This window comes from Sorangium sp. So ce367 (assembly GCF_051520455.1).
In the GTDB taxonomy this organism is placed as follows: Bacteria; Myxococcota_A; Polyangia; order Polyangiales; family Polyangiaceae; genus Sorangium; species Sorangium cellulosum_B.
This window is the reverse complement of record NZ_CP150334.1, coordinates 1,617,586-1,637,403: the sequence shown is the minus strand read 5'-3', so window position 1 is coordinate 1,637,403 and position 19,818 is coordinate 1,617,586. Positions and strand designations below refer to the sequence as shown.

The window sequence follows — 19,818 nt, the reverse complement described above, 5'->3', positions numbered from 1 at the left end:
CCATCCGTCCGCCAGTCGCCGCCCAGCGCGATGATGTTGAAAATGAGAATCATTCGCGTTACGGTCTCGCTCGGGAGGTCGACTTGTCAAACTCGAAGGACTGTCGTCACGAAACCCTCGCGTACAACGGCGTCGCGCACGTCCAGCGGTGCCTGGACTGCGGGGGTATCTCGATTCACCTCGGCCCCGTCTCCGTCCGGCTCGACGATTCCAGCCTGGAGGCGCTGTGGGCCGTGCTCGGAGAGGCCGCCGCGGAGCTCCACGCGCGGAGGACGACCGAGGTGATGAACGTGGTGAGGCGAGGTGTCGCGTGAGGGCCCGGGCGCTCGCGCGCGCGGCCTCGACGGCTCTTCCGCTGGAGGGGCCCTGGGGGACGTTCGGCGCGCGGGTCCGGGAGCTCGCGTGCGCGGCCATGGGGCGCCTTGGCCGGTGGGTCGCCGTGGCCGGCTGCGCGGCGATGTTCGGCTTCGTCGGCGCGTTCGTCGCCCTGAGCGCCGGCTGGATCGCGTGGCCTGGCTACCTGACGGCGGTGTCCGGGTCGCTGCTCATGTACGCCGCCTGCCTCGCGGTCGGGCACGCCGGTGATCCGGTCGCGCAGCGGCGCCGGCAGGGCGCCTCTCGCGCGTCAGCCCTCGACGCCGGCAGCGCTGCAGTCCTTGCAGATCCCGAGCAGCTCGTGGACGTGGCCCGTCAAGCGGAAGCCGAATCTCTCCGCGACATCGCGCTGAAGAACCTCGATCGCCTCGAACTCGAACTCCACGACCTTGCCGCAGCGTGTGCAGATCAGATGGTCGTGATGTTCACGCTCGAACGCTCGCTCGTACCGCGCGCCGTCGCCCTTCGACACGAGCGTCATCTGGAGGAGCCCCGCTTCCACCAGGAGCGGTAGGACCCGGTAGACCGTGGCGGGGTGGGCATCGACGACGCCGCTCTCGCGGAGCTCCTTCAGCAGGTCGTCGACCGAGAAGTGCCCTCGCCTGAGGAGCGCCGCGCGCGCGATGGAGTCGCGGACCGACGACCCCTTCAGGCCCCGCTGCCGCACCGCGCGCCGCAGCCGCTCCAGCGCCCGCTCGAGGCCGGCCTCGTCGAGCGCGGGCGGCTGGGTCACATGGCGCACGCGGGGAACTATACGAACCGTTCGCAAGATGGTCAACGCTGGCCCAGCACCTGGGCGGAGCTTCGGTCAGGACGTCGCCGAGAAGCCGCTCCCCTATCGCGTTTCCCGTTTCCTCGGCGGAGGCGACGGCTCCTCGACCATCCGGCGCAGCCGCTCGAGCGCGCGATCCCAGCCTGCGGAGATGCCGTCGAGGAACACGCGGGCTTCCTCGATCCGCCGCGGCTCGAGCGCGTAGAGGACCTCGCGACCGCGCCGCTCGTGCGTCACGAGGCCCGCGCCCTCGAGCACCCGGAGGTGCTTCACGATCGCCTGTCGCGTCACCTTCGCTCCGTCGGAGAGCGCGGTCGCCGACAGCGCCCCTCCGGCCCCGAGCCGGGTCACCACCGACAGCCGCGTCCCATCGCCGAGGGCGAAGAAGACGTCGGCGACCGCCTGTTCACACGCTCTCGACATACTTCGCGATGTTCTCGGCCTGAGCGGCCCATCCCCCCTCGTTCATGCGGAACGCGCGCTCGCGCCGATGCGCTGGCACACGGTCGAAGCCGGACTCCACGATGGTGAGCAGGGTGCCTTCAGCGACCCCCTCGAGGCGGAACTCGACGAGCGTCGTCGGCTCGTTGTCCGGGTCGGCCTCGGCGTCGATGCCATACGGGATCCAGCGAAAGCTGAAGTACCGCTCCGGCTCGATGCGCTCCACCGTGCAGAACACCGCGCCCTTCTCGGGGAGCTTCACCTTCGAAGGCCGGAGACCGCGGCTCTTCTGGTAGTCCATGATGGCGGCTTCGTTGAGCCCCTCATCGAAGATGCCAGTGAGCGTCTTGCCCGCGACGAACTCGCCCTCGAGCTCGATCCCGAACCAGCGACCGAACTCCCTGGCGTCGGCGATCGCCCGCCACACGCGTGACACGGGCGCGCGCAGCGTGACCTGCTTCTCGATCCTGTCCGTCGATGCCATGTGCAACCTCCTGGATGCACAATACCGAGCCGCCCGACGAAGTGCAACCATCTGATTGCACATCGCCCCTCGCTTGACTTCCTGGAGCGAATCCACAACCATATGGTTGTGGATTCGCTGAGCACGACCCTGGCCGCCCTGAGCGACGCCACCCGGCGCGCGATCCTCGTGCGGCTCAAGACGGGGCCTGCGTCGGTGCACGAGCTGGCGCAGCCGTTTCAGATCTCGCAACAGGCCATCTCCAAGCACCTGGCAACCCTGGAACGAGCGGGTCTGATCGAGAAGCGGCGCGACGGGCGGCAGCACGTTTGCCAGCTCAATCCCGCGCCGATGCGGGAGGTGGCGAGCTGGGTCGAGCAGTACCGGCAGCACTGGGACGAGGCGTTCGGCCGCCTGGACGACCTCCTGCGCGAGCTGCATCCGCCGAAGAAAGGGTGATCACGTCACGATGCAATTCTCTCACACCCCTCATGAGCCCACGGTCCTCATCGAGCGCACGTTCGATTTCCCGCGCGACGTGGTGTTCAATGCGTGGACGAACCCCGACCTGCTGGCGCGCTGGTTCGCGCCGCGGGGGTGCACCATCCGCTTCGCGCGGATCGACGTCCGGCCGGGAGGGGGCTTCCACTCGTGCATCCACAACCCGCAGTTCGGCGATTGCTGGACCGTCGGTGTCTACCGCGAGGTCGTGCGGCCGGAGCGGCTCGCGTTCACCATGCGGATCGCTGACGCGAACGGGAATCCCGTCTCCTCCGAGAGCCAGGGGCACGATCGGGACTGGCCCGAGGAGACGCTCGTGTCGATCACCTTCACCGAGCGAAGCGGGCGGACGCTCGTGAGGCTCGAGCAGAACGTGAGCGAGGCGCTCGCTCGCCGGACCGGCGCGCACCCGAGCTGGCTCCAGATGCTGGACGCGCTCGGCGAGGAGCTGGCGAGGGGCACGCAGAGGCCTGGCTGAACATCGATCCGGCTGATTTTGCGAGAATCTCGGGCGCTCCGATGGAACGCGCGACGGTCTCGCCGACCATGACCACTTGCAGACACGAACTGCTCGCCGACACGCGAAGCAGCAAGGCCACCATGACGACACCGATCCTCTACGCCCACCCCTTCTCGTCCTACTCCCAGAAGGCCTTCATCGCCTTCCATGAAAAGGACGTCCCTTTCGAGCTGCGCCTGCTGGAGCCTTCCAACCCGCAGGCCGGCGCCGAGCTGGCGGCGCTCTGGCCGCTCGGCAAGTTCCCCGTGCTCCGGGTCGGTGATCTCGCCCTGTGGGAGGCGACCATCGTTGTCGAGTGGCTCGACCAGACCCATCCGGGTCCTGCCCGCCTGATCCCGTCCGATCCGGCCGCCGCGCTCCAGGTGCGGATGTTCGACCGCATCTTCGACAACTACGTCATGAATATGATGCAGGTGATCGTGAACAACCGCATCCGCGAGATGCAGTCCAACCCGCGCGATGAGTACGGGGAGGTCCAGGCCCGCGCCGCCCTGGACAAGGTCTACGCCTGGCTCGACGGCGAGCTCGCCGGCCGCACCTGGGCGACGGGCGACGCCTTCACCCTCGCCGACTGCGCCGCCGCCCCGTCGCTGTTCTACGCCGACTGGGTCCACCCCTTCGACGACCGCCCCAACCTGCGCGCCTACTACCGCCGCCTGCGCGAGCGCCCGTCCGTCGAGCGCGCCGTGGAGGGCGGCCGACCCTATCGCCACTACTTCCCGGGCGGCGCGCCGACCGATCGGGACTAGTTCCGCCCGCCAGAAGTCCGGCCAGCGATCTGGGGAGAGATTCAACGCAAAGCCGCAAAGTCGCAAAGCCGCAAAAAAGAACAGATTTCGTGCAGTTTTGCGCCTTTGCGACTTTGCGGCTTTGCGTTGAACTCTTTCTCCCCTCGCGACACCGGTCCCTGGGCAGGAACTCTGACCCGAGGTGCTAGCTCCAGAGCGCTGGCGCAATGCGCTGATGCAGATCTCCGGGCCAATGAATAGGCGTTTGCGGGACTGCGCCTGAGCAGCAGCGGCGGCGAGGTCCCGGCGCAGTCCCGCAAACGTCGGGTTGGACCGGGCCGGTTCGCGGCCGGGCGAGGCGGTCGCGAGGCCTATGGAGATCCTGCCCGAGAAGGCCGCAGAAGGCGGGCGCGGCGGGGCTCGCACGCGTGGTGCATCCCGCCGCCACGACGTTGGGCGCAGACGTGCCGAGGCAGAGCGCGGCGCCGATGGAGGCCCAGCAGCACGCACGCCGCCGAGGTGGACGGCGCAGAAGGCGGATCGATGCCTGACCGCCGCGCAACGGAGGTGGTGCTGTCGCTTCTGCCCAGGCCAGCGATGCTCATGACGTGTCCGGAGGGGCGGCGGAAGAGCCGACGACGCACGACGGCAGCGGGCGGCGAGCCATCGCAGCCTGACCGCAGCGAGGACAGATGGACAGGTCGATCCCCGTGAGCTCGGCGAGCAGCGTGCACCAGTCGACCTTGACGACGTGGCGCGCAGAGGGCTCGTTCTCGTAAGAGCTGCCTTCCCGGTGCTCATCTCCCCCGACAGCGCACTGCCCTGCGTCTCGCGCCGCCAGGATCCTCGTGCGTGCCACCTCGAGCGTGGTGGTGGCGTGACACGCGGCCATCAGGCCGAAGTGTCGGATCTTCACGAAGCGATGTGGCAGCACGTGCATCAGGTGTTACCGAGCACCGTCGTTGATGCCCATGGTGCGCCTGTGGATCCAGCTCTTTGATGACGGGGCGCTCGACCCACCGGAGAACACCATCGTCGAGGCGGATCAGACGCGATGACAGAGGTGTCCGGGGGCAGCAAGTTGCCGGAGCGCTCCCCGGCCATGCATTACGCCGAGTCCGATGAAATTCTCATTGTAGCTCGTCCCGAGCACGAACGCGCTGGTCGAATCCAGGAGCACAGGAAAAGAGGGAGCGCGCATTCCGTTCTCCTCTCGAAAATTACCAGCACGACTCCTCGCCCGTCGGCGTAACGAACGGAGTAGGTCAGCGGCAGGAGTGGAGCATCGGCGCGGCGCCGGCCACAAAATAGGCGACGGGAGGAGCTCGTTTGGCCGCGTGCCCCCTCCCGTCGTGCTCCGAATCGCTTGAAAGAGCGGAGCCCTCAACAGATCGTCCATTTGGACCTCGATGTCAAAGGCTGGCTTGGTTCCCCGCCCACCGTAGACCGCGCGCGGCCAGCCCGCTGCCCCCGTTGCGGCGCGGCGGGGTGCCCGCTGGGGGGCGGGTTGGGGCTGTGGGGTCACGGAACGCGGTCGCGGCAGGTGCGCGGGCCGCTGGCTGCCGGTGAGCGCGGCGGGCTCGTCACGATCGAGGCGCGCCGCTATCGATGCCGCCGCTGCAGCGCCGCGATCACGGTCGTGCCGCGGGGCGTCGCACCGCGACGGCACTTCGCCGCGACGGCGATCGGTCTGGCCCTGCTGCTCGTCGGCGTCGCCGGTGCAGCGCTCATCGAGGTGCGGCGGCGCGTCAGCCCTTGGTCCGCCAGCTTCGATGCTGACAGCTGGGTGACCGTGCGGCGCTGGCTACGCGCCATCGACCAGAGGCGCCTCTTTGCGGCGGTCCGCCCCAGTCCCCTCGCTGCATCGCTGCGGCAGCGGGCCGAGCGGGCGGCGATGACGCTCGTCGCGATGGCGCCTTTTGCGGCCGAGGTCCCCGAGGCCGCCGTCATGGCAGGCGCCGTGCGGGCCGCGTGATGGCAAGCGGCCCGCTCGCCGAGCTCATGCCGGACCCCACCCGGTTGGATCCTCGGTCGGCGGAGCGCCTTGCGCTTGGATGGCTGTGCGGCCGGTGCGGTGTCACCGGCGCGGAAAGGACACGACGTGCAAGACCCCCTCCAGCCGAAGGACCACGCCGAAGCGGTGGCGCTCTATCGCAGCGAGATCATCGGCTCGCTCATGCACCGCGAGCTCGACCGCGGAGAGCTCGCCGAAGCGCTCGCCGACCTGAGCAAGCAGCGGTTTCGCCCACCACGCGCCCATTCTCCGCGCACCTACTCCGTCCCCACGCTCGAGCGCTGGTATTACGCGTACAAGACCGAAGGTCTCGAGGGCTTACGCCCCAAGCCCCGCAAGGACAAGGGGCGGGCGCGCGAGCTCACCCCCGAGCAACGGCAGATGCTGCTCGAGATCCGAGAGGAGCACCCGAGCGCCTCGGTCTCGCTCATCCTCGACACCCTGATCGCGGCGGGCCGCATCGACAAGGGCGCCATATCCGCCACCACGGTGCGACGGCTGTATGCCGAACACCACCTCGATCGCGTCGCGCTGCGCGATCGCCCGGGCGGCAAGGTGCGGCTGCGCTGGCAGGCCGAGCATCCCGGCGCCCTGTGGCACGGCGATGTGTGTCACGCGTCGCCGATCCTCGTCAACGGCAGCCCGGCGCCGGTGCGCATTCACGCGCTGCTCGACGACGCCTCGCGGTACATCCTCGCGCTCGAGGCGATGAGCGCCGAGCGGGAGGTCGACATGCTGGCGCTCTTCATCCGGGCGCTGCGCAAGCACGGCGCTCCCGACGCCCTCTACCTGGACAACGGCTCGACCTACCGCGGGCACACCTTGCACCTTGCGTGCGAGCGACTCGGCACCACCCTGATCCACGCCCGCCCGTACGACGCCCCCGCGCGCGGCAAGATGGAGCGCTTCTGGAGGACGTTGCGCGAGAGGTGCCTGGACTTTACCGGCGCGCTCGGGTCGCTCCACGACCTCAACGTCCGGCTCTACGCATGGGTCGACGAGCACTATCACCGCACACCGCACGCGGCGCTCTTCGGCAAGTCCCCCGCGCAGGTCTACGAGGAGTATCCCCACGTCACCGACGACCTCGACGAGCGGAAGCTGCGCGACGCGCTCACGGCCCAGGCCCGCCGGCGCGTGCGGCGTGACAGCACGCTCTCGATGGATGGGGAGGACTGGGAGACCGATCTCGGCTTCCTCGCCGGCCGCCTCGTCACGGTGTCGAGGTGCCTCGTCACGCCGACCGAGCCGCCCTGGATTGAACACGAGGGCAAACGCTTCGCCCTGCACCGGGTCGATCCGGTGAAGAACGCCCATCGGCCGCGACCGGCCTGCAACCTCGATGTCGCTCACGAGGCGCGCGTCCCCTTTGACCCGCCGAAGACCCTCCTGGACAAGGCTCTCGGACGAACGCCCCGCGATGACGAGGAGGGATGACCATGGACTTCTGCAGCTACTTCAGCTTCACCGCAGAGCCATTTTCCAAGGAGGTCGAAGACGGCGAGCTCTGGCTCCCCCCGTCCAAGCAGATGGTACTCGAGACGCTCATCGAGGCGGTGCACGCCAGAAAGAGCGTGCTGCTCGCCGGTGACCCCGGCGTCGGCAAGACGTGTCTGCTCCGCGCGCTCCGTCATGCCCTTTCGCCGCAGACGTTTCGCCTGACCTACTGCGCCAACGTGACGCTTGGACGCCGGGACTTCTATCGGCAGCTCTGTCTGGCGCTCGGTCTCGCTCGCTGCAGCACCGCTGGAGACGTCTTCTACGCGGTCAGCACGCACGTCGAGGAACTCGCGAAGGAGCGCGTATTTCCGGTCTTCGTCCTCGATGAGGCCCATCTGCTTCATCAGGACACACTCGATCATCTTCACATACTCCTTAATTACGCATGGGATAGCCGCGCATTGCTTTCGCTCGTGTTGCTTGGCTTGCCCGAGCTCGGCGAGCGGCTCCGCGTGCGCCGCAATCGCTCCCTGTATTCGCGCCTCCATTACCGATTGACCATCGACCCGCTCACGCCGGACGATACGGCCGACTATCTGCGTGTACGTCTCGGCCGAGTCGGCTGCACGAAAGAGCTCTTCACCTCGGACGCCATCGCGATGCTGCACGAGGCGGCCGCTGGCAGCCTGCGCGACACCGATCGACTCGCCACTGCCGCGCTCCGCGCCGCTGCGCGCAAGAAGCGCAAGCTCGTCGAGCGCGACGTCCTGAGCCGCATCCTGCAGCTGGACGCAGAGGAGGCCGGGTGAACCCCGTCCCCGTGGCCGAGGGGGACACGCGGCGCGGCGACGCCGCGGGCAGCGCAGCCGCCGCCCTCGTCGCGGCCCTCGCGCTCGCCCGCGGCGCGCTCACCGCGCGCTACCCGAGCGACCCGGATCCGCTGTGCCCTCGTCTCTACGCCGTTGACGTCGTGCTCCACTACCTCGATCGGCTCGACGACGCTCTCGCTCGCTACCACGCCGTCCTCGACGGCGATGACCGCCTCCCACTCCGCATCGACTGAGAGCGCCGGCGCTCTGCGACCGCCGCAGTCACCCCGGCGCATGCCTCGCTGCGATCGCGGTGAGCGCAAATCCAGCTCGATGATGGCCATCACAGAGCCGGATCTTCCGGCCATCAAGCAGCCTGCTCGGTAACAATCAGGAAGCGACGCAGAAACTCGTCTGCGGAGAGCGTCACGGTCTTGTCTCCGCGGGTCCGGAAGCACACGCCGCGCTCATCCATCCACCGCAGCCGGTGATTGGACAGCCCGACACGGTGGGTATAGCGACCGAGGTAGGCAAAGACCTGCTCGGGCCCAGCGAAGGGCGGCTTGGCGTAGACCACCCAGGGCTTGCGGTAGAGCGCGTCGAGCAGCGCAGCGAAGGCAGCGGGGTTGGCCAGCGCGGCGGCCCCGCCGGTCAGGTCGAGCTCTCCGGCGTCATAGGCCTGCCGAAGCGCGGCGAGCAACTTGCCGCGGAAGAGCTTGCCGAGGACCTGCACAGGGAAGAGGTAGCCGCGCCGCCCCTCGATCCAGCGCGAGCCGTCGGGCGAGAGGCCGCCGCCGGTGACGATGCAGTGCAGGTGCGGATGGAAGCTGAGATTGCGGCTCCAGGTGTGCAGCACGGCGGTGACACCGAGGTCGGCGCCGAGCCGTTTGGGATCGCGGCCGAGCGTGAGCAGGGTCCGCGAGCCGCACTGGAAGAGCAGATCGAAGACCCTCTGCTGGTTGACGAGCGCCAGCGGGCGCAGCTCGGCCGGGAGCGTGAAGACGACGTGGAAGTAGTGCGTCGGCAGGATGCGCTGCTGCCGCTCGGCGATCCACCTGGCCTGGCTGAGGCTCTGGCACTTGGGACAGTGGCGGTTGCGGCAGGAGTTGTACGAGGGCTGCTCGTGGCCGCAGCTCGTGCACACGTCGACATGGCCGCCCAGCACCGCGGTCCTGCACGCAGCGATGTCGCGCAGGACCTTGCGCTGGGCGGTGGAGACGGCGTGGGCGCGCAGGTAGGCCTCGCCGTGGGCGCGGACGATATCCGCGACCTCGAGCCGAGGCCTACCCGTCGCCGTGGGCCGCGGCGCCGGGGGATGCGGGTGCACGCGACCTCAGCCGAGCTTCTTCTTGGCCTCCTGGGTGCCGAGCACCTCGACCGGGCTGCGGGTGCGACCGACGTGAGCCTGGCTGACGCGGACGTAGCGGACGGTGGTGCGGATGGAGCGATGGCCGAGCAGGGCCTGGATGACGCGGATGTCGGTGCCGAGCTCGAGCAGGTGGGTAGCGAAGCTGTGCCGCAGCACGTGCGGGGTGACGCGCTTGTGCAGCTTGCAGCGCCTCGCCGCCTCGCGCAGCGCGTTGCGCACCGCCTCGTGCGAGATGACCGAGCCCTGCTTGCGACCCGGGAACAGCTCCGGTCCAGCGGGTCTCTCCGCCCGCCAGTAGATGCGCAGCGCGGTCAGCACGGGGGCGCTGAGCATCACGTACCGATCACGCCCATGCTTTCCATTGCGGACGTGGATGAGGTTGCGCTTGCTGTCGATGTCCTCGACCCGCAGCGAGCAGACCTCATCGATCCGCAGACCGGCGCCGTACGCCGTCAGTACGATCGTGCGCTGCTTGACCGAGCCGATCGCGTTGAGCAGCGCCTCGACCTCGGTGCCGCTGAGGACCGGCGGCAGCTTCTGGGGTACCTTCGGCCAGGGGATCGCGACAGCGACCTCCGGACGCCCGAGCGTGGTGGCGTAGAGGAACTTGATCGCCGCCACGTACTGGTGCTGCGTCGCCTCCGCGATCTTTCGCTGCTCGGCGAGATAGAGCAAAAACGCGCGCACCTCGTCGAGACCCATCTGCTGCGGCGGCTTGCGGTGATAGGCTACGAAGGCCCGTGCGCAGCGGAGGTAATTGTCGCACGTCGACGGCTTGTATCGCCGCAGCTTCAGGTCTTCGGCCATTCGATCGCGGAGCTGTCCCATCGCTGCCCTCCTGGTGGACGCGGCGCCCGGGCAGGGGCGTCGCGAACGGCAGGGTGGGCAGGGAATGAGGCGGCGGGCGGCCAGTCCTGCGCGGCGCCGGGCTCTTTTTTCGCAATAAATACTGGCAAAAGCCGCGCTGCGGCAGCAATGACTGCCGTGACAACCGCAGCGAAGACAAGGATCCGAGCCGCGGCAGGAAACCGCGGCTCGGTATCCGGAATGCTTAACGGCGCAGGGCCCGCAGCATCTTCTTGAGCCTCACGCCGAGCTCCTGCACCTCGTCAGCATCGCGCTCGCTCGCGGCCGGCACAGGAGCTGCCGCGAAGCGGCTTGGTCCAACCTGCAAGACGCACCCGCGTTCTCGCAGGCTTCGGGCTCGCTGCGCCTGCGCACGCCGAGACGTGGCCGGATACCTTCACGGGCGGATCGCCAGCAGCTCGGCGGCCTGATTCGGCACCGCGGTCGCCACCATGTCGATGAGCATCCGGGGCTCCGCGGCGCCGAGCGCGCCGAGCTTCCGGAGCTCCTGGGTGCGGCTCATGAGCCACAACAAGCCGGTCGTGAGCGTGCGCGGCAGACGGCTGAGAAGCGCCACCACGGTGGGCTCGACGGCGTGGCCCAGGCCGCGCACGATGTGAAACCCCTGGGCGAGCGCGGCGGCGTAGCGGCGCGCCTCACGCCATGTGATGCCGGCGTTCCGGTGCGCCACGACGACGCCGATCGACATGAGGGGGATCACCATGGCGGCGTGCGAGCGCAACCATCCGTGCATATCGGCGCTGGTCACGGTCGGGATCCCTGCAGCGCCGAACACCTTCGCCCAGGCCGCATCGCCCACGGTGGTGCCCGGCAGGATGCGCCTCCGCAGCTTGCCGTCGATGAGATGCGCCAGCACGCCGCCGGGGAAGCCGAACGAGAAGCGCTCGGCGCCCACCGCGTCCCGCAGTCGATCCAGCGGCTCGAAGGTGTTGAACATGAACATGATGTGTTTCGCGGCGCTCTGTCGCAGCGCGGGTAAGACGCTGTCGACCTGAGGCGCCAGCACCGTCACGAGCACGAGATCGTACGGGACGCTCGGGTCGAGCGTGCCGGCGACGGCCACAGGGGCGCGCGCGCCATCGCTCAGAACAATGGCGCGGTCTTCCCGCAGGCGCTCCAGCCGCGCGCCGCGCGCGACGGCCGTGACCTCGTGGCCGGCTTTCGCCAGCTGGTAAGCGAATGTACTGCCGATGGCTCCTGTACCGAGCACTGCCATTTTCATGGGAGACAGCATAACCGGCGCCGCACGACGGCGGTTTTGCGCTGGGACAAAACCGTTTTGCATGGACGAAGATCCGCCGAGATGGCAGGGTCGTCCCATGGACTGGGACGATTGTCGTGTGCTGCTCGAGGTCCACCGCCGCGGGAGCTTCCTCGCGGCCGGACAGCGCCTCGGCATGTCGGCCTCCACGGTCATGCGGCGCGTCTCGACGCTCGAGCGCGCGCTCGGGCGCTCCGTCGTCCACCGGACGAGCCACGGGGTGCGGCTCGAACGCGAGGCCCTCGCGCTCGTGAGCATCGCCGCCGGGTTCGAGCAAGCGCTCGGGGCGCACGATCGTGAACGAGCCGGCACCGTGCGCCTCTCCGTGCCGGAAGGGTTTGGCGCCGTGGCGGCCCAGGCGGCGCGGCGATGCTGGGAGCAGGACCGGACGACCATCGTCGAGGTGTCGGTCGAGTCGCGGCTCGTCGATCTGGCGGAGCGCGAAGCCGACATCGGGCTCCGCGGGGGTCGTTCGGCCTCGAACGTGCTCATCGAGAAGCGCGTCGGCGAGGTCAGGCCGGCTCTGTACGCGAGCGCCGCTTACCTGGCGGCGCATCTGCCCGGACGCCTGCTCACGCGAGACGACTACACAGCCCAACGCTTCATCGTCGATGAGCGGATCACCCAGGGACTCGGCCCCTTCCACTGGCTCGTGGAGCGCGGCGCGCAGAACTTCCCGCTTCGTTCAAACGCCGTGGAGACGCGGATCGAGGCAGCGCGAGCGGGCATGGGCATCGTGGTGCACGGGGCCGGCGTCGATCTCCCGGGGTTGGAGCCCGTCGCGCTCGACGCCGCGGGTCCGTCGGTCCCGTTCTACGTCGTGATGCATCGAGAGCTGCGCCAGGTGCCGCGCATGCGCGCCATGGCGAGGGCGTTGAGCGAGCTGTTCGCGGAGTACACGACCAAGGCCACCGCTCGCGGATGATAGCGGGCCCTCGCGCGGCTCCAGCGTACCGACCGGCGCGACGGCGGGAGGGTGCTGCAGGCGCCGCCGGTCCGCGACCGTGCCCGCCGGTGCCCCGGGTCGTGGCAGGGCGGACGCGGCGACGCTTGACAGCCTAGGACAATCGTCCTACTAGATGACTCTCCGCGGCTGCGACAGCGGCCGTCCGGCGAGGCGACACCGTGAGCAACCCGACGACGCGCGCTCAGATCGTTCAAGCGGCCGATGGTCTCTTCTATCGACGGGGCTACGAGCACACATCGTTCGCTGATATCGCGGAGGCCGTCGGCATCTCACGCGGCAACTTCTATTACCACTTCAAGACGAAGGACGAGATCCTGGATGCGGTGATCGACGAGCGCCTCGCGAGCACGCAGCAGATGCTCGATCGGTGGGAGATCGAGGGGAACAGCCCCGCGGAGCGCATACGCAGTTTCATCGGGATCTTGATCGCGAACCGCGCCAGCATCAAGCGATTCGGTTGCCCCGTCGGCACCCTGTGCGCCGAGCTCGCAAAGCTGGACCACCCTTCTCGGCCGGGAGCCAACCGGCTGTTGACGCTCTTCCGGACGTGGCTGAGCCGGCAGTTCGTGCTGCTCGGCCGGGCGGACGACGCCGATGAGCTCGCGATGCACCTCCTGGCGCGGAGCCAGGGGGTGGCCACGCTGGCGAGCGCCTTCCACGACGAGGCCTTCATCGCGCAGGAAGTGGAGCAGATGCACGCGTGGTTGCTGTCGCTGACGACCAGCGCCGGCCCGCCTGGCCCCGACGCTCGGACAGAGCGGGGGCTCCAGGCGACGCAACGCAAGACGACACGTGGCCGCCCCCGCGGCAGACGTGAGCCGTAACCCCAGGAGCATGCGCCGTGTTTCTTGTCCTTCTCAAGTTCTCCGACAACAAGGGTCAAGCCAGCCTGCACATGGAGCAACACAACGCCTGGATCCGGCGTGGCTTCGACGAAGGCGTGTTCGTGCTGGTCGGGAGCCTGAAGCCCCACGGCGGCGGCGGGATCCTCGCGCATCGGACCACGATGGAGGAGCTTCGCGACAGGGTGAACGGCGATCCGTTCGTCACCGCGGGCGTCGTCAGCGCCGAGATCCTCGAGATCGCGCCGTCTCGAGTCGACGAGCGGCTCGGGTTCCTGCGAGGCGACGCGCCATGAGCGCCGCGACGATCGTGGGGCCCGACGGTCGAGCGCGTTGCCGCTGGTCCGGCGCGGCGCCGGAGTTCATCGACTATCACGATCGCGAGTGGGGGTTTCCTGTCAGCGACGACCGCCGGCTGTTCGAGAAGCTGAGCCTCGAGGGCTTCCAGTCCGGGTTGAGCTGGCGCACCGTGCTCGCCAAGCGTGAGAGCTTCCGCGCGGTGTTCCACGGCTTCGACGTCGACGAGATCGCCCGCTTCACGGGGCGAGACGTCGAGCGGCTCCTCGGGGATGCGCGGATCATCCGCCACCGCGGCAAGATCGAGGCGGTCATCCACAACGCGCGATGCGCCAGAGAGCTCGTCGAGCGCGAGGGCTCGCTGGCGGCGTTCGTCTGGGGCTACGAGCCCCAAGCGGAGCGGCTCGCGCTCCCGCAGACCGTATCGACATCACCGGAGTCGATCGCCCTCTCGAAGGACCTGAAGAAGCTCGGCTGGAAGTTCGTCGGCCCCACGACGGTGTACGCGTTCATGCAGGCGATGGGGCTGGTGAACGATCACGTCGAGGGCTGCGTCATCCGAGGAGAGGTCGAGCGCTCGCGTGAGCGATTCAAGCGTCCCCGGCGCTGACACCTGCCTGCGTGGTTCCGGCGCTTCGTGGCACCGGCGGCGAGACAAGCGCCGCCTCACGTGAGGCCGGCGCCGAAAGCGCCGAGCGCGTTCGCGAAGGTCGTGCCTGTCGGGGCGGCGGGCAGCGCGGAAGGCGGAGGGCCCTCGAGCTCGAAAAAAGCGGGCATCGGCAGCGGCTGCGCCGTCGGGCCGCGGCCCAGGCACCACCGCTCGTAATGCGTGAACGTGATGAAGAAGCGGTGCTGGTCGACCACCCAGATGATGCGCCAGAAGGAGCTCACCTCCTCGGCGAGCGCGGCGTTCTCGTCGCAAAGGTTCACGATCTCGGGGACCGACCTGAGCGAGACCTCGAGGCAGATGTGCCGCCCGCCGCCGAGCGGGAGCTCGCGGGTGTGGTCGGAGAAGAAGTCGTACCAGACGAGCTGCCCCGACAGCAGACGATCGAGCGTGGCTTTCACCCAGGGGTTCGATTTGATGATCGTTGCGACGTTGACGGCGTTTCCCTGGAGCTTGCCGCTCTTCAGCCAGTCGTCGACGACGTAGGCCCCGAAGGTGCATGAAGGATGGTGAAGGAAGCCGACCGGGCTGGGAGAGAGGACCTGCGCGCCGCGGGCCTCGCAGATCATGTCGACTGAGATCTCGAGGAGCGCGGGCCGGCGCTCTCCCTTGACCATCCGGTAGAGCCGCAGCTTGCCGCGCGCGACGTCGCGGAAGATCGCGGCCCAGGCTCGCTGGTAACGCCGCTGGTTGGCATACGTCGCGTCGAGCAGGAGGGCGCACGGCACGTTGCTGGTGCTCGCGAACCCCTTCTTCTGCGTGTCGCCCCATTCGAACTGATTGCCGCCGAGCCGCTTGGCGTCCCATGCCAGCCCGTCAAGACCGTAGTACTCGACGTCGGGCGGCGCGCTGTTCGCGCCGCACACGGTACGGTCGTACTTGTTCTTGATGTCGGCGGGGGCGCCGAACACCTTGGGGTGCGTGCGGGCCGCGTGCGCGGCCGCCAGCGCCTCCTCCATGGTCTGTTGCAGGCTCTGGCCAAGGCCGAGGACGTTCATGATGATCAGCTCGACCTTGGGGTTCGCCGGAAGCTTGCTCCGGAGCTCGAGGAGGGTGGCGAGGTCGATGGCGCCTCTCTTCAGCAGGCAACTCGACACGATCTTCTTCGCGAGTTCCTGGGTCTCCACCAGCGACGGATCCTTGGGAGGCTCCAGCGCCTCGAGCTTCCCGATGTGGCCGGAGAGGTCCTGCGGCGTGAAGATGACGGACCAGATCTTCTCGGATCCCCTGAGGTGCTGCGCGAGCTGCGGCAGGTAGACCCAGAGGTTGCGCTTCGCGGCTCCCCAGAGATCCTCCCGCTGCCCCGGCGGGATCGGCGGCGGCAGCCCGAGATCCTCTCTCAACCCCGCATCCAGCGCGTGGGCCAGACCGGCCGCGTCGGCCTGCAGACGGAAGAGCTCGTCCACGAACGCTGGCGACAGCGCTGTGGGCGCCTTCAGCGGCGTCTGCCCGATGTTGCTCAGCGCCTGTTGCCCGTAGACCACGCCGATGCAGAGCTCGCAGACCGAATCGATGGCCAGCAGGCGGTCGAGCAGGTCCTCGACGCCGCAGCTCCGATGAAGGTGCGCTTCGTTGAGCTCGAGGCAGAGCCCCGCCAGCAAGCCGGTCAGCAGCAGCACGAAGTCCCGGACGTTCGACGAGGGCTGGCTCATCGGGTCTTTTCCGAAGTGGGTCCAGCACGGGCTATCGATCAGGCACCCGGCGTGCGCGAGGTCGAATTTCAGGGTGTGCGCGAGGAGCGGCTTCGGAAATGCGTCGGTCCTGTCGTGCGCGAGCAGGAGGTCGAGGATCTCCTTGCGCGCATGCTTGATCTTCGGGACGGCGAGCTTGGCGCAGACGGTCTGACGGTCGGCCGACGCGAGGAGAGCGCAGGCGTACTCGACGAAGGCGGCCTGCCGTGGCGACATGTAGAAGTCGATGGCGGACGCGAATTCCCAGATGCCCTGGTCCGCCAACATGCAGGGGATATAAGCGCAGGGGAGATAGAGATCGGCGCCATCGATCACCTCCTCGACAGCCTGGATGTCGCCTGTCTGGATGGCGGCCAAGAGGAGGAGCGTGTCGCCGGCGGCGGGCGGTCCGAGATCGTTGAACTCCCGCTGCGCCTTGTTCGCGGCGTCGTCGTTCTCGACCTCCTTCTCCTTCTCGGTGACGGAACAAGTCGTCTCCGGACCCCTCTTGCTCGGGACCAGGCGCAGCACCTCGTCGGTCGAGGTCTCGAGCGCGGACTGCTCGTCGGTCACGAACCGCCACCGGTAGTAGCGCGTGCGCAGACGGAGGGCGTCGAGCAGCATCAGCTCGTCGATGGAGTCGGGCCAGCTCGAAGGTCGCGACTGCAGGAAGAGCTCGAGGTCCAGGAGGCCGAGCTCGGTGACGGTCGGCGGCCGGAAGCGCCCCTGCTTCCTGGCCCGCTTCTTTGACCTGTACCGCGTGGCGGGGAGGGACGGTTCTCTCTCTTCCATCTTCGTGCCCCCGCGCTCAGAGCGCCCGGCCGTAGGCGAGCAGCGGCGGCGCGCCGCCGGGCGCCTCCTCCGCGTCGCTCCGTGACATGCGCTCGAAGCCCAGCGCCTCGACCAGGCGGCGCGAGCGCAGGTTGCCGGGCGCGATGAACGTCGTCACCGAGCCGAGCCCGCGGGCCCGCGCCTCGCCGATCAGCGCCGAGACGGCGGCGCGTCCGATCCCGCGGCCCCAGAACGGCTCGCCCAGCCAGTAGCGGATCTCCGCCGTGCGCCGGTGGCGATCGATGGCGCAGAGATCGCAGCCTCCCGCGACCGCAGGCGCGCCCCCGGGGGCCGCGGCCTGCCCAGCCGCCTGCGCGACCCCCCGCGCGACGACGATGGCGAAGCTCGCCCGCGTCCCCTCGCGCTCGTGGTGGCGCAGCGCCACCACCTCGCGCTCGACGTGCCGGGGCGGCAGCGGGTGCGGCAGCCGCAGCGGGCCCGCCACGGCCGGGCCGGCGAGGAGCGCCTGCATGGCGGCGGCGTGCTCGAACCCGAGCGGCTCGAGGCCGACATCGGACCGCGGCCCGGCCACGGCGCGGAGGGCCGCGCTCACCCGAGCTCCCCGTGCGCCCGCGCCTTCAGCCGCGCAACGCGATCCCCCATCGGCAGCCGCTCGTCCGCGAGGATCGCCCGCGCCCAGGCCCGCTCGACCTCGAACCCCGCCCCGAGCGCGAGGTCGATCATGACGAAGCGGCCCACGTCGCGATCGTCGTCGATCCCGAGGGCGCGCGCGCGATCGACGGCGGCGCGCACGCGTTCGAGGCGCGCCGGCGCCGGGAGCGCCGCCGCCTCCGCCCAGTGGCGCGCCGCGATCGCCGCCAGCTGCTCCGCGAGCCGATCGTCCGCCGGTCTCGCCAGAGCAACCCATTGCGCCCGACGGATCCTCAGCATTGCGCAAAATTGGATACGCGCGTGCCCGAGGTGGGTCAAGGCGCCAGCCGGCGCCCCTCCTTCTCGCCCGCGGCGCTCTCTGCTCGAAGAGCTCGGACACAGCGGCTCTCAGCTGCCCATCCGCCCACCATCATGGCTCGCGGTGCGAGCCGGCGCGCAGCGCGCTGACGATCCCGGCGCTCAGCGTCAGCACGGCGCCGATACCGAGGCCGATGCGCGGCGCGGCATCTACTGGCATGAGCGTGAAGAGCAAGGTCATGACGACAGCGCCCGCCGTCTGGCCGGCCAGCCGCGCGGTGCCCTGCATGCCGCCCGCGGCGGCGCTCCGCGCGCGCGGCGCCGCGAGGAGCATGTTGCGGTTGTTCGGCACCTGGAACAGGCCAAAGCCCGCGCCGCACAGCGCCACGAACGGCACCAGCGAAAGCGCGCTGCCGTGCGCCGGCGACAGCGCGAGCGCAGCGAGCCCCAGCGCGAGACACCCCGCGCCCGTCGCGCACAGCCAGGCCGTCGAGATGCGGTCGGCGAGGCGGCCCGCGACGGGCGCCAGGAGGGCCACGCTCAGCGGCCAGGGCGTGATCAGCAGCCCGGTGCTCAAGGCCTCCTGACCAAAGCCGTGCCGCAGATGGAAGGGCAGCGCGACAAGCGCCGAGGCCTGCCCCGCGAAGCACGCGACCGACGCGATCACGGAGACGCGAAACGAACGGCTGCGCAGCAGGTCGAGCGGCACGAGGGGCGCCTCCTTCGGCAGCTCGCGGCGGAGCAACAGCGTCGCGCTCAGGACGGCCGCGGCGAGCAGGCCGGCCCCGAGCGCCGGCGCCGCCGGCAGCAGCTCCGCGCCTGCGATCAACCCGCCGAAGGCCCCCGCGTTCAGCGCCATGCTCGTCGCGTCCAGCGCCCGCGCCGTGCCGGGGACCTCGGGGAGGCCGCGCGAGGCGAGCAGCACCGCCACGCCGAGCGGCAGATTGACGGCGAACAGCCAGGGCCAGCTCGCGCTCGAGAGCAGCACGGCGCCGACCGTGGGCGCCGCGGCCGAGGACAGCGCCACGGCGAGCGCGTTCCAGCCGATGGCGGCTGCCAGCTGCGCCTGCGGAACCACGAAGCGCAGCAGCGCCACCCCGAGCGCCATCACGGCGGCGCCGCCGAGCCCCTGCAGAAAGCGCGCAGCGACCAGCCAGTGGAGCGATGGCGCCAGCGCACACAGCGCCGACGCGCCCGTGAACAGCCCGACGCCCGCCGTGAACACGGCGCGATAGCCCAGGCTCTCGCCCAGCGCGGCGCACGGCAACAGAGCCATCACCAGCCCGAGCTGGTAGGCGCTGACGACGCGCACCGACGCGGCGGGCGTCACCTGGAGCGCGTGCGCCAGCGCAGGCAGCGCCACGTTGGCGATGCCCGCGGAGAGCACCACCAGCACCATGGCCGCGAGCACGCACGCAATCGCCTCCGCGCGCGCCGGGCCCTGCACACCGGAAGCCGCCTGATCGGGCGCCTCGCTCGGCAGGGGCGCGCCCGCGATCGAGGTGCGCAGCGCCATCATGTTCCCACCGTCCAGACGCCGTTGCGCTCGACATAGCGGGTCACGCGCCGCGCGACCTGATCTTCCTGTCTGAGATCGCGCTCGGTGAAACGGAACAGCAGCGCCGGGCCGGCGACGCAGCGCGTGTCGTGGATGTCTCCCGGCAAGAACAGCTGCGCCTGCCCGGCGCGCAGCAGCGTCTCGTCGCGCTTGACCAGCTGGATGCCGCCTCCGGTCTCGATGCGAGCGTAGGTCGACATCGCGATCTCTCCGCGCTGCAGGGCGTAGATCACCCAGCTGCGACCGTGGTCGTGCGGCGGGCGGTAGAGCCCGGCCTGCTCGGTGTGGGCCTGCAGCACGAAGCCGTGCTCCGCATCCCGGTAGAGCTCCCTGGACGCGGGCGCCTCCTCGTGCAGCGCCGCGAGCCAGGGCTCGGAGGCGTGCGCCTTCGCCAGCTGTTCCAGGTGATGGCGACAGCTGGCGACCAGATCGCTGCTGAGCGGTCCCCAGCTGGCACGGGTGCGATGGACGAACAGGTCAAGGGCGTTCTCGGTCATGGGTGGCCTCCGGCTCGGCT

At 69.6% G+C, this 19,818-nt stretch carries 24 protein-coding genes; 12 read left to right on the top strand and 12 right to left on the bottom strand.

Annotated features, from left to right (window positions below; translation table 11 throughout):
• Window positions 1–83: 83 nt before the first annotated feature.
• Window positions 84–314: a hypothetical protein gene (locus WME97_RS06265; protein WP_437550225.1), complete on the top strand. Its 231-nt coding sequence runs from the start codon at window positions 84–86 to the stop codon at window positions 312–314.
• Between the two features lie 311 nt (window positions 315–625).
• On the opposite strand, the gene WME97_RS06260 is transcribed toward WME97_RS06265, so the two are convergent.
• From WME97_RS06260 to WME97_RS06250, 3 genes are all read right to left on the bottom strand, one after another.
• A complete protein-coding gene (locus WME97_RS06260) occupies window positions 626–1,117 on the bottom strand; it encodes a Fur family transcriptional regulator (RefSeq protein ID WP_437550224.1) in 492 nt (163 codons plus the stop codon).
• 93 nt (window positions 1,118–1,210) lie between these two features.
• Window positions 1,211–1,570, bottom strand: a complete 360-nt coding sequence (locus tag WME97_RS06255) for an ArsR/SmtB family transcription factor (RefSeq protein WP_437550222.1) — start codon at window positions 1,568–1,570, stop codon at window positions 1,211–1,213.
• Complete coding sequence (locus WME97_RS06250) at window positions 1,554–2,072, bottom strand: SRPBCC family protein (RefSeq protein WP_437550220.1); 519 nt, start codon at window positions 2,070–2,072, stop codon at window positions 1,554–1,556. Before WME97_RS06250 ends, WME97_RS06255 begins: the two co-directional genes overlap by 17 nt.
• A gap of 102 nt (window positions 2,073–2,174) precedes the next feature.
• On the opposite strand from WME97_RS06250, the gene WME97_RS06245 reads away from it, so the two are divergent.
• From WME97_RS06245 to WME97_RS06235, 3 genes are all read left to right on the top strand, one after another.
• Complete coding sequence (locus WME97_RS06245) at window positions 2,175–2,510, top strand: ArsR/SmtB family transcription factor (RefSeq protein ID WP_437550218.1); 336 nt, start codon at window positions 2,175–2,177, stop codon at window positions 2,508–2,510.
• A 10-nt stretch (window positions 2,511–2,520) separates the two neighbouring features.
• Complete coding sequence (locus tag WME97_RS06240; RefSeq protein WP_437550216.1) at window positions 2,521–3,030, top strand: SRPBCC family protein; 510 nt, start codon at window positions 2,521–2,523, stop codon at window positions 3,028–3,030.
• 122 nt (window positions 3,031–3,152) lie between these two features.
• Window positions 3,153–3,821, top strand: a complete 669-nt coding sequence (locus WME97_RS06235) for a glutathione S-transferase family protein (protein ID WP_437550214.1) — start codon at window positions 3,153–3,155, stop codon at window positions 3,819–3,821.
• Window positions 3,822–4,401: 580 nt separating this feature from the next.
• On the opposite strand, the gene WME97_RS06230 is transcribed toward WME97_RS06235, so the two are convergent.
• Window positions 4,402–4,740: a hypothetical protein gene (locus WME97_RS06230; RefSeq protein ID WP_437550212.1), complete on the bottom strand. Its 339-nt coding sequence runs from the start codon at window positions 4,738–4,740 to the stop codon at window positions 4,402–4,404.
• Window positions 4,741–5,343: 603 nt separating this feature from the next.
• On the opposite strand from WME97_RS06230, the gene WME97_RS06225 reads away from it, so the two are divergent.
• From WME97_RS06225 to WME97_RS06210, 4 genes are all read left to right on the top strand, one after another.
• Complete coding sequence (locus WME97_RS06225; protein WP_437545645.1) at window positions 5,344–5,775, top strand: hypothetical protein; 432 nt, start codon at window positions 5,344–5,346, stop codon at window positions 5,773–5,775.
• A gap of 126 nt (window positions 5,776–5,901) precedes the next feature.
• Entirely contained in the window at window positions 5,902–7,251 is a 1,350-nt protein-coding gene (locus WME97_RS06220) for a helix-turn-helix domain-containing protein (RefSeq protein WP_437543653.1), read from the top strand.
• Window positions 7,252–7,253: 2 nt separating this feature from the next.
• Window positions 7,254–8,063, top strand: a complete 810-nt coding sequence (locus WME97_RS06215) for an ExeA family protein (RefSeq protein ID WP_437543652.1) — start codon at window positions 7,254–7,256, stop codon at window positions 8,061–8,063.
• Window positions 8,060–8,317, top strand: coding sequence for a hypothetical protein (locus WME97_RS06210; RefSeq protein WP_437543650.1), 258 nt, complete (start codon window positions 8,060–8,062; stop codon window positions 8,315–8,317). The genes WME97_RS06215 and WME97_RS06210 overlap by 4 nt, the downstream gene beginning before the upstream one ends.
• A gap of 113 nt (window positions 8,318–8,430) precedes the next feature.
• On the opposite strand, the gene WME97_RS06205 is transcribed toward WME97_RS06210, so the two are convergent.
• The 3 genes from WME97_RS06205 to WME97_RS06195 all read right to left on the bottom strand — a co-directional run bounded on the left by WME97_RS06205 (window position 8,431) and on the right by WME97_RS06195 (window position 11,584).
• Window positions 8,431–9,390, bottom strand: coding sequence for an IS91 family transposase (locus WME97_RS06205; protein ID WP_437550210.1), 960 nt, complete (start codon window positions 9,388–9,390; stop codon window positions 8,431–8,433).
• 6 nt (window positions 9,391–9,396) lie between these two features.
• Entirely contained in the window at window positions 9,397–10,260 is an 864-nt protein-coding gene (locus WME97_RS06200; protein WP_437544987.1) for a tyrosine-type recombinase/integrase, read from the bottom strand.
• 415 nt (window positions 10,261–10,675) lie between these two features.
• The gene (locus WME97_RS06195) at window positions 10,676–11,584 is read right to left on the bottom strand and encodes a ketopantoate reductase family protein (RefSeq protein WP_437550208.1); all 909 of its coding nucleotides are present in this window, start codon (window positions 11,582–11,584) and stop codon (window positions 10,676–10,678) included.
• A 34-nt stretch (window positions 11,585–11,618) separates the two neighbouring features.
• Here WME97_RS06195 and WME97_RS06190 point away from each other — a divergent pair, with 34 nt between their 5' ends.
• The 4 genes from WME97_RS06190 to WME97_RS06175 all read left to right on the top strand — a co-directional run bounded on the left by WME97_RS06190 (window position 11,619) and on the right by WME97_RS06175 (window position 14,276).
• Window positions 11,619–12,485 carry a LysR family transcriptional regulator gene (locus tag WME97_RS06190; RefSeq protein WP_437550206.1) on the top strand — a complete coding sequence of 289 codons (867 nt, stop codon included), beginning with the start codon at window positions 11,619–11,621 and terminating at the stop codon, window positions 12,483–12,485.
• Window positions 12,486–12,685: 200 nt separating this feature from the next.
• Window positions 12,686–13,351, top strand: a complete 666-nt coding sequence (locus WME97_RS06185; RefSeq protein WP_437550204.1) for a TetR/AcrR family transcriptional regulator — start codon at window positions 12,686–12,688, stop codon at window positions 13,349–13,351.
• A 17-nt stretch (window positions 13,352–13,368) separates the two neighbouring features.
• The gene (locus WME97_RS06180; RefSeq protein ID WP_437550202.1) at window positions 13,369–13,665 is read left to right on the top strand and encodes a YciI family protein; all 297 of its coding nucleotides are present in this window, start codon (window positions 13,369–13,371) and stop codon (window positions 13,663–13,665) included.
• The gene (locus WME97_RS06175; protein ID WP_437550200.1) at window positions 13,662–14,276 is read left to right on the top strand and encodes a DNA-3-methyladenine glycosylase I; all 615 of its coding nucleotides are present in this window, start codon (window positions 13,662–13,664) and stop codon (window positions 14,274–14,276) included. The genes WME97_RS06180 and WME97_RS06175 overlap by 4 nt, the downstream gene beginning before the upstream one ends.
• Before the next feature lie 56 nt (window positions 14,277–14,332).
• Here the strand turns inward: WME97_RS06175 and WME97_RS06170 are convergent, their stop codons facing one another.
• The 5 genes from WME97_RS06170 to WME97_RS06150 all read right to left on the bottom strand — a co-directional run bounded on the left by WME97_RS06170 (window position 14,333) and on the right by WME97_RS06150 (window position 19,798).
• Window positions 14,333–16,795 (bottom strand): hypothetical protein, encoded by a 2,463-nt coding sequence (locus WME97_RS06170; RefSeq protein WP_437550198.1) that lies wholly within the window; start codon window positions 16,793–16,795, stop codon window positions 14,333–14,335.
• A 16-nt stretch (window positions 16,796–16,811) separates the two neighbouring features.
• Window positions 16,812–17,387 carry a GNAT family N-acetyltransferase gene (locus WME97_RS06165; RefSeq protein WP_437550196.1) on the bottom strand — a complete coding sequence of 192 codons (576 nt, stop codon included), beginning with the start codon at window positions 17,385–17,387 and terminating at the stop codon, window positions 16,812–16,814.
• On the bottom strand, window positions 17,384–17,725 hold the full coding sequence (locus WME97_RS06160; protein ID WP_437550194.1) for a hypothetical protein: 342 nt from the start codon (window positions 17,723–17,725) through the stop codon (window positions 17,384–17,386). The genes WME97_RS06165 and WME97_RS06160 overlap by 4 nt, the downstream gene beginning before the upstream one ends.
• Window positions 17,726–17,855: 130 nt before the next feature.
• On the bottom strand, window positions 17,856–19,262 hold the full coding sequence (locus WME97_RS06155) for an MFS transporter (protein WP_437550192.1): 1,407 nt from the start codon (window positions 19,260–19,262) through the stop codon (window positions 17,856–17,858).
• Window positions 19,259–19,798 (bottom strand): hypothetical protein, encoded by a 540-nt coding sequence (locus WME97_RS06150; protein ID WP_437550190.1) that lies wholly within the window; start codon window positions 19,796–19,798, stop codon window positions 19,259–19,261. Before WME97_RS06150 ends, WME97_RS06155 begins: the two co-directional genes overlap by 4 nt.
• Between the last annotated feature and the right edge of the window lie 20 nt (window positions 19,799–19,818).

Coding starts and splice junctions, on each gene's coding strand:
- WME97_RS06255 (WP_437550222.1), bottom strand. CDS start 1,570: ATGTCGAGAGCGTGTGAACAGGCGGTCGCCGACGTCTTCTTCGCCCTC.
- WME97_RS06250 (WP_437550220.1), bottom strand. CDS start 2,072: ATGGCATCGACGGACAGGATCGAGAAGCAGGTCACGCTGCGCGCGCCC.
- WME97_RS06245 (WP_437550218.1), top strand. CDS start 2,175: ATGGTTGTGGATTCGCTGAGCACGACCCTGGCCGCCCTGAGCGACGCC.
- WME97_RS06240 (WP_437550216.1), top strand. CDS start 2,521: ATGCAATTCTCTCACACCCCTCATGAGCCCACGGTCCTCATCGAGCGC.
- WME97_RS06235 (WP_437550214.1), top strand. CDS start 3,153: ATGACGACACCGATCCTCTACGCCCACCCCTTCTCGTCCTACTCCCAG.
- WME97_RS06230 (WP_437550212.1), bottom strand. CDS start 4,740: ATGCACGTGCTGCCACATCGCTTCGTGAAGATCCGACACTTCGGCCTG.
- WME97_RS06215 (WP_437543652.1), top strand. CDS start 7,254: ATGGACTTCTGCAGCTACTTCAGCTTCACCGCAGAGCCATTTTCCAAG.
- WME97_RS06200 (WP_437544987.1), bottom strand. CDS start 10,260: ATGGGACAGCTCCGCGATCGAATGGCCGAAGACCTGAAGCTGCGGCGA.
- WME97_RS06195 (WP_437550208.1), bottom strand. CDS start 11,584: ATGCAAAACGGTTTTGTCCCAGCGCAAAACCGCCGTCGTGCGGCGCCG.
- WME97_RS06190 (WP_437550206.1), top strand. CDS start 11,619: ATGGACTGGGACGATTGTCGTGTGCTGCTCGAGGTCCACCGCCGCGGG.
- WME97_RS06175 (WP_437550200.1), top strand. CDS start 13,662: ATGAGCGCCGCGACGATCGTGGGGCCCGACGGTCGAGCGCGTTGCCGC.
- WME97_RS06170 (WP_437550198.1), bottom strand. CDS start 16,795: ATGGAAGAGAGAGAACCGTCCCTCCCCGCCACGCGGTACAGGTCAAAG.
- WME97_RS06160 (WP_437550194.1), bottom strand. CDS start 17,725: ATGCTGAGGATCCGTCGGGCGCAATGGGTTGCTCTGGCGAGACCGGCG.
- WME97_RS06155 (WP_437550192.1), bottom strand. CDS start 19,262: ATGATGGCGCTGCGCACCTCGATCGCGGGCGCGCCCCTGCCGAGCGAG.
- WME97_RS06150 (WP_437550190.1), bottom strand. CDS start 19,798: ATGACCGAGAACGCCCTTGACCTGTTCGTCCATCGCACCCGTGCCAGC.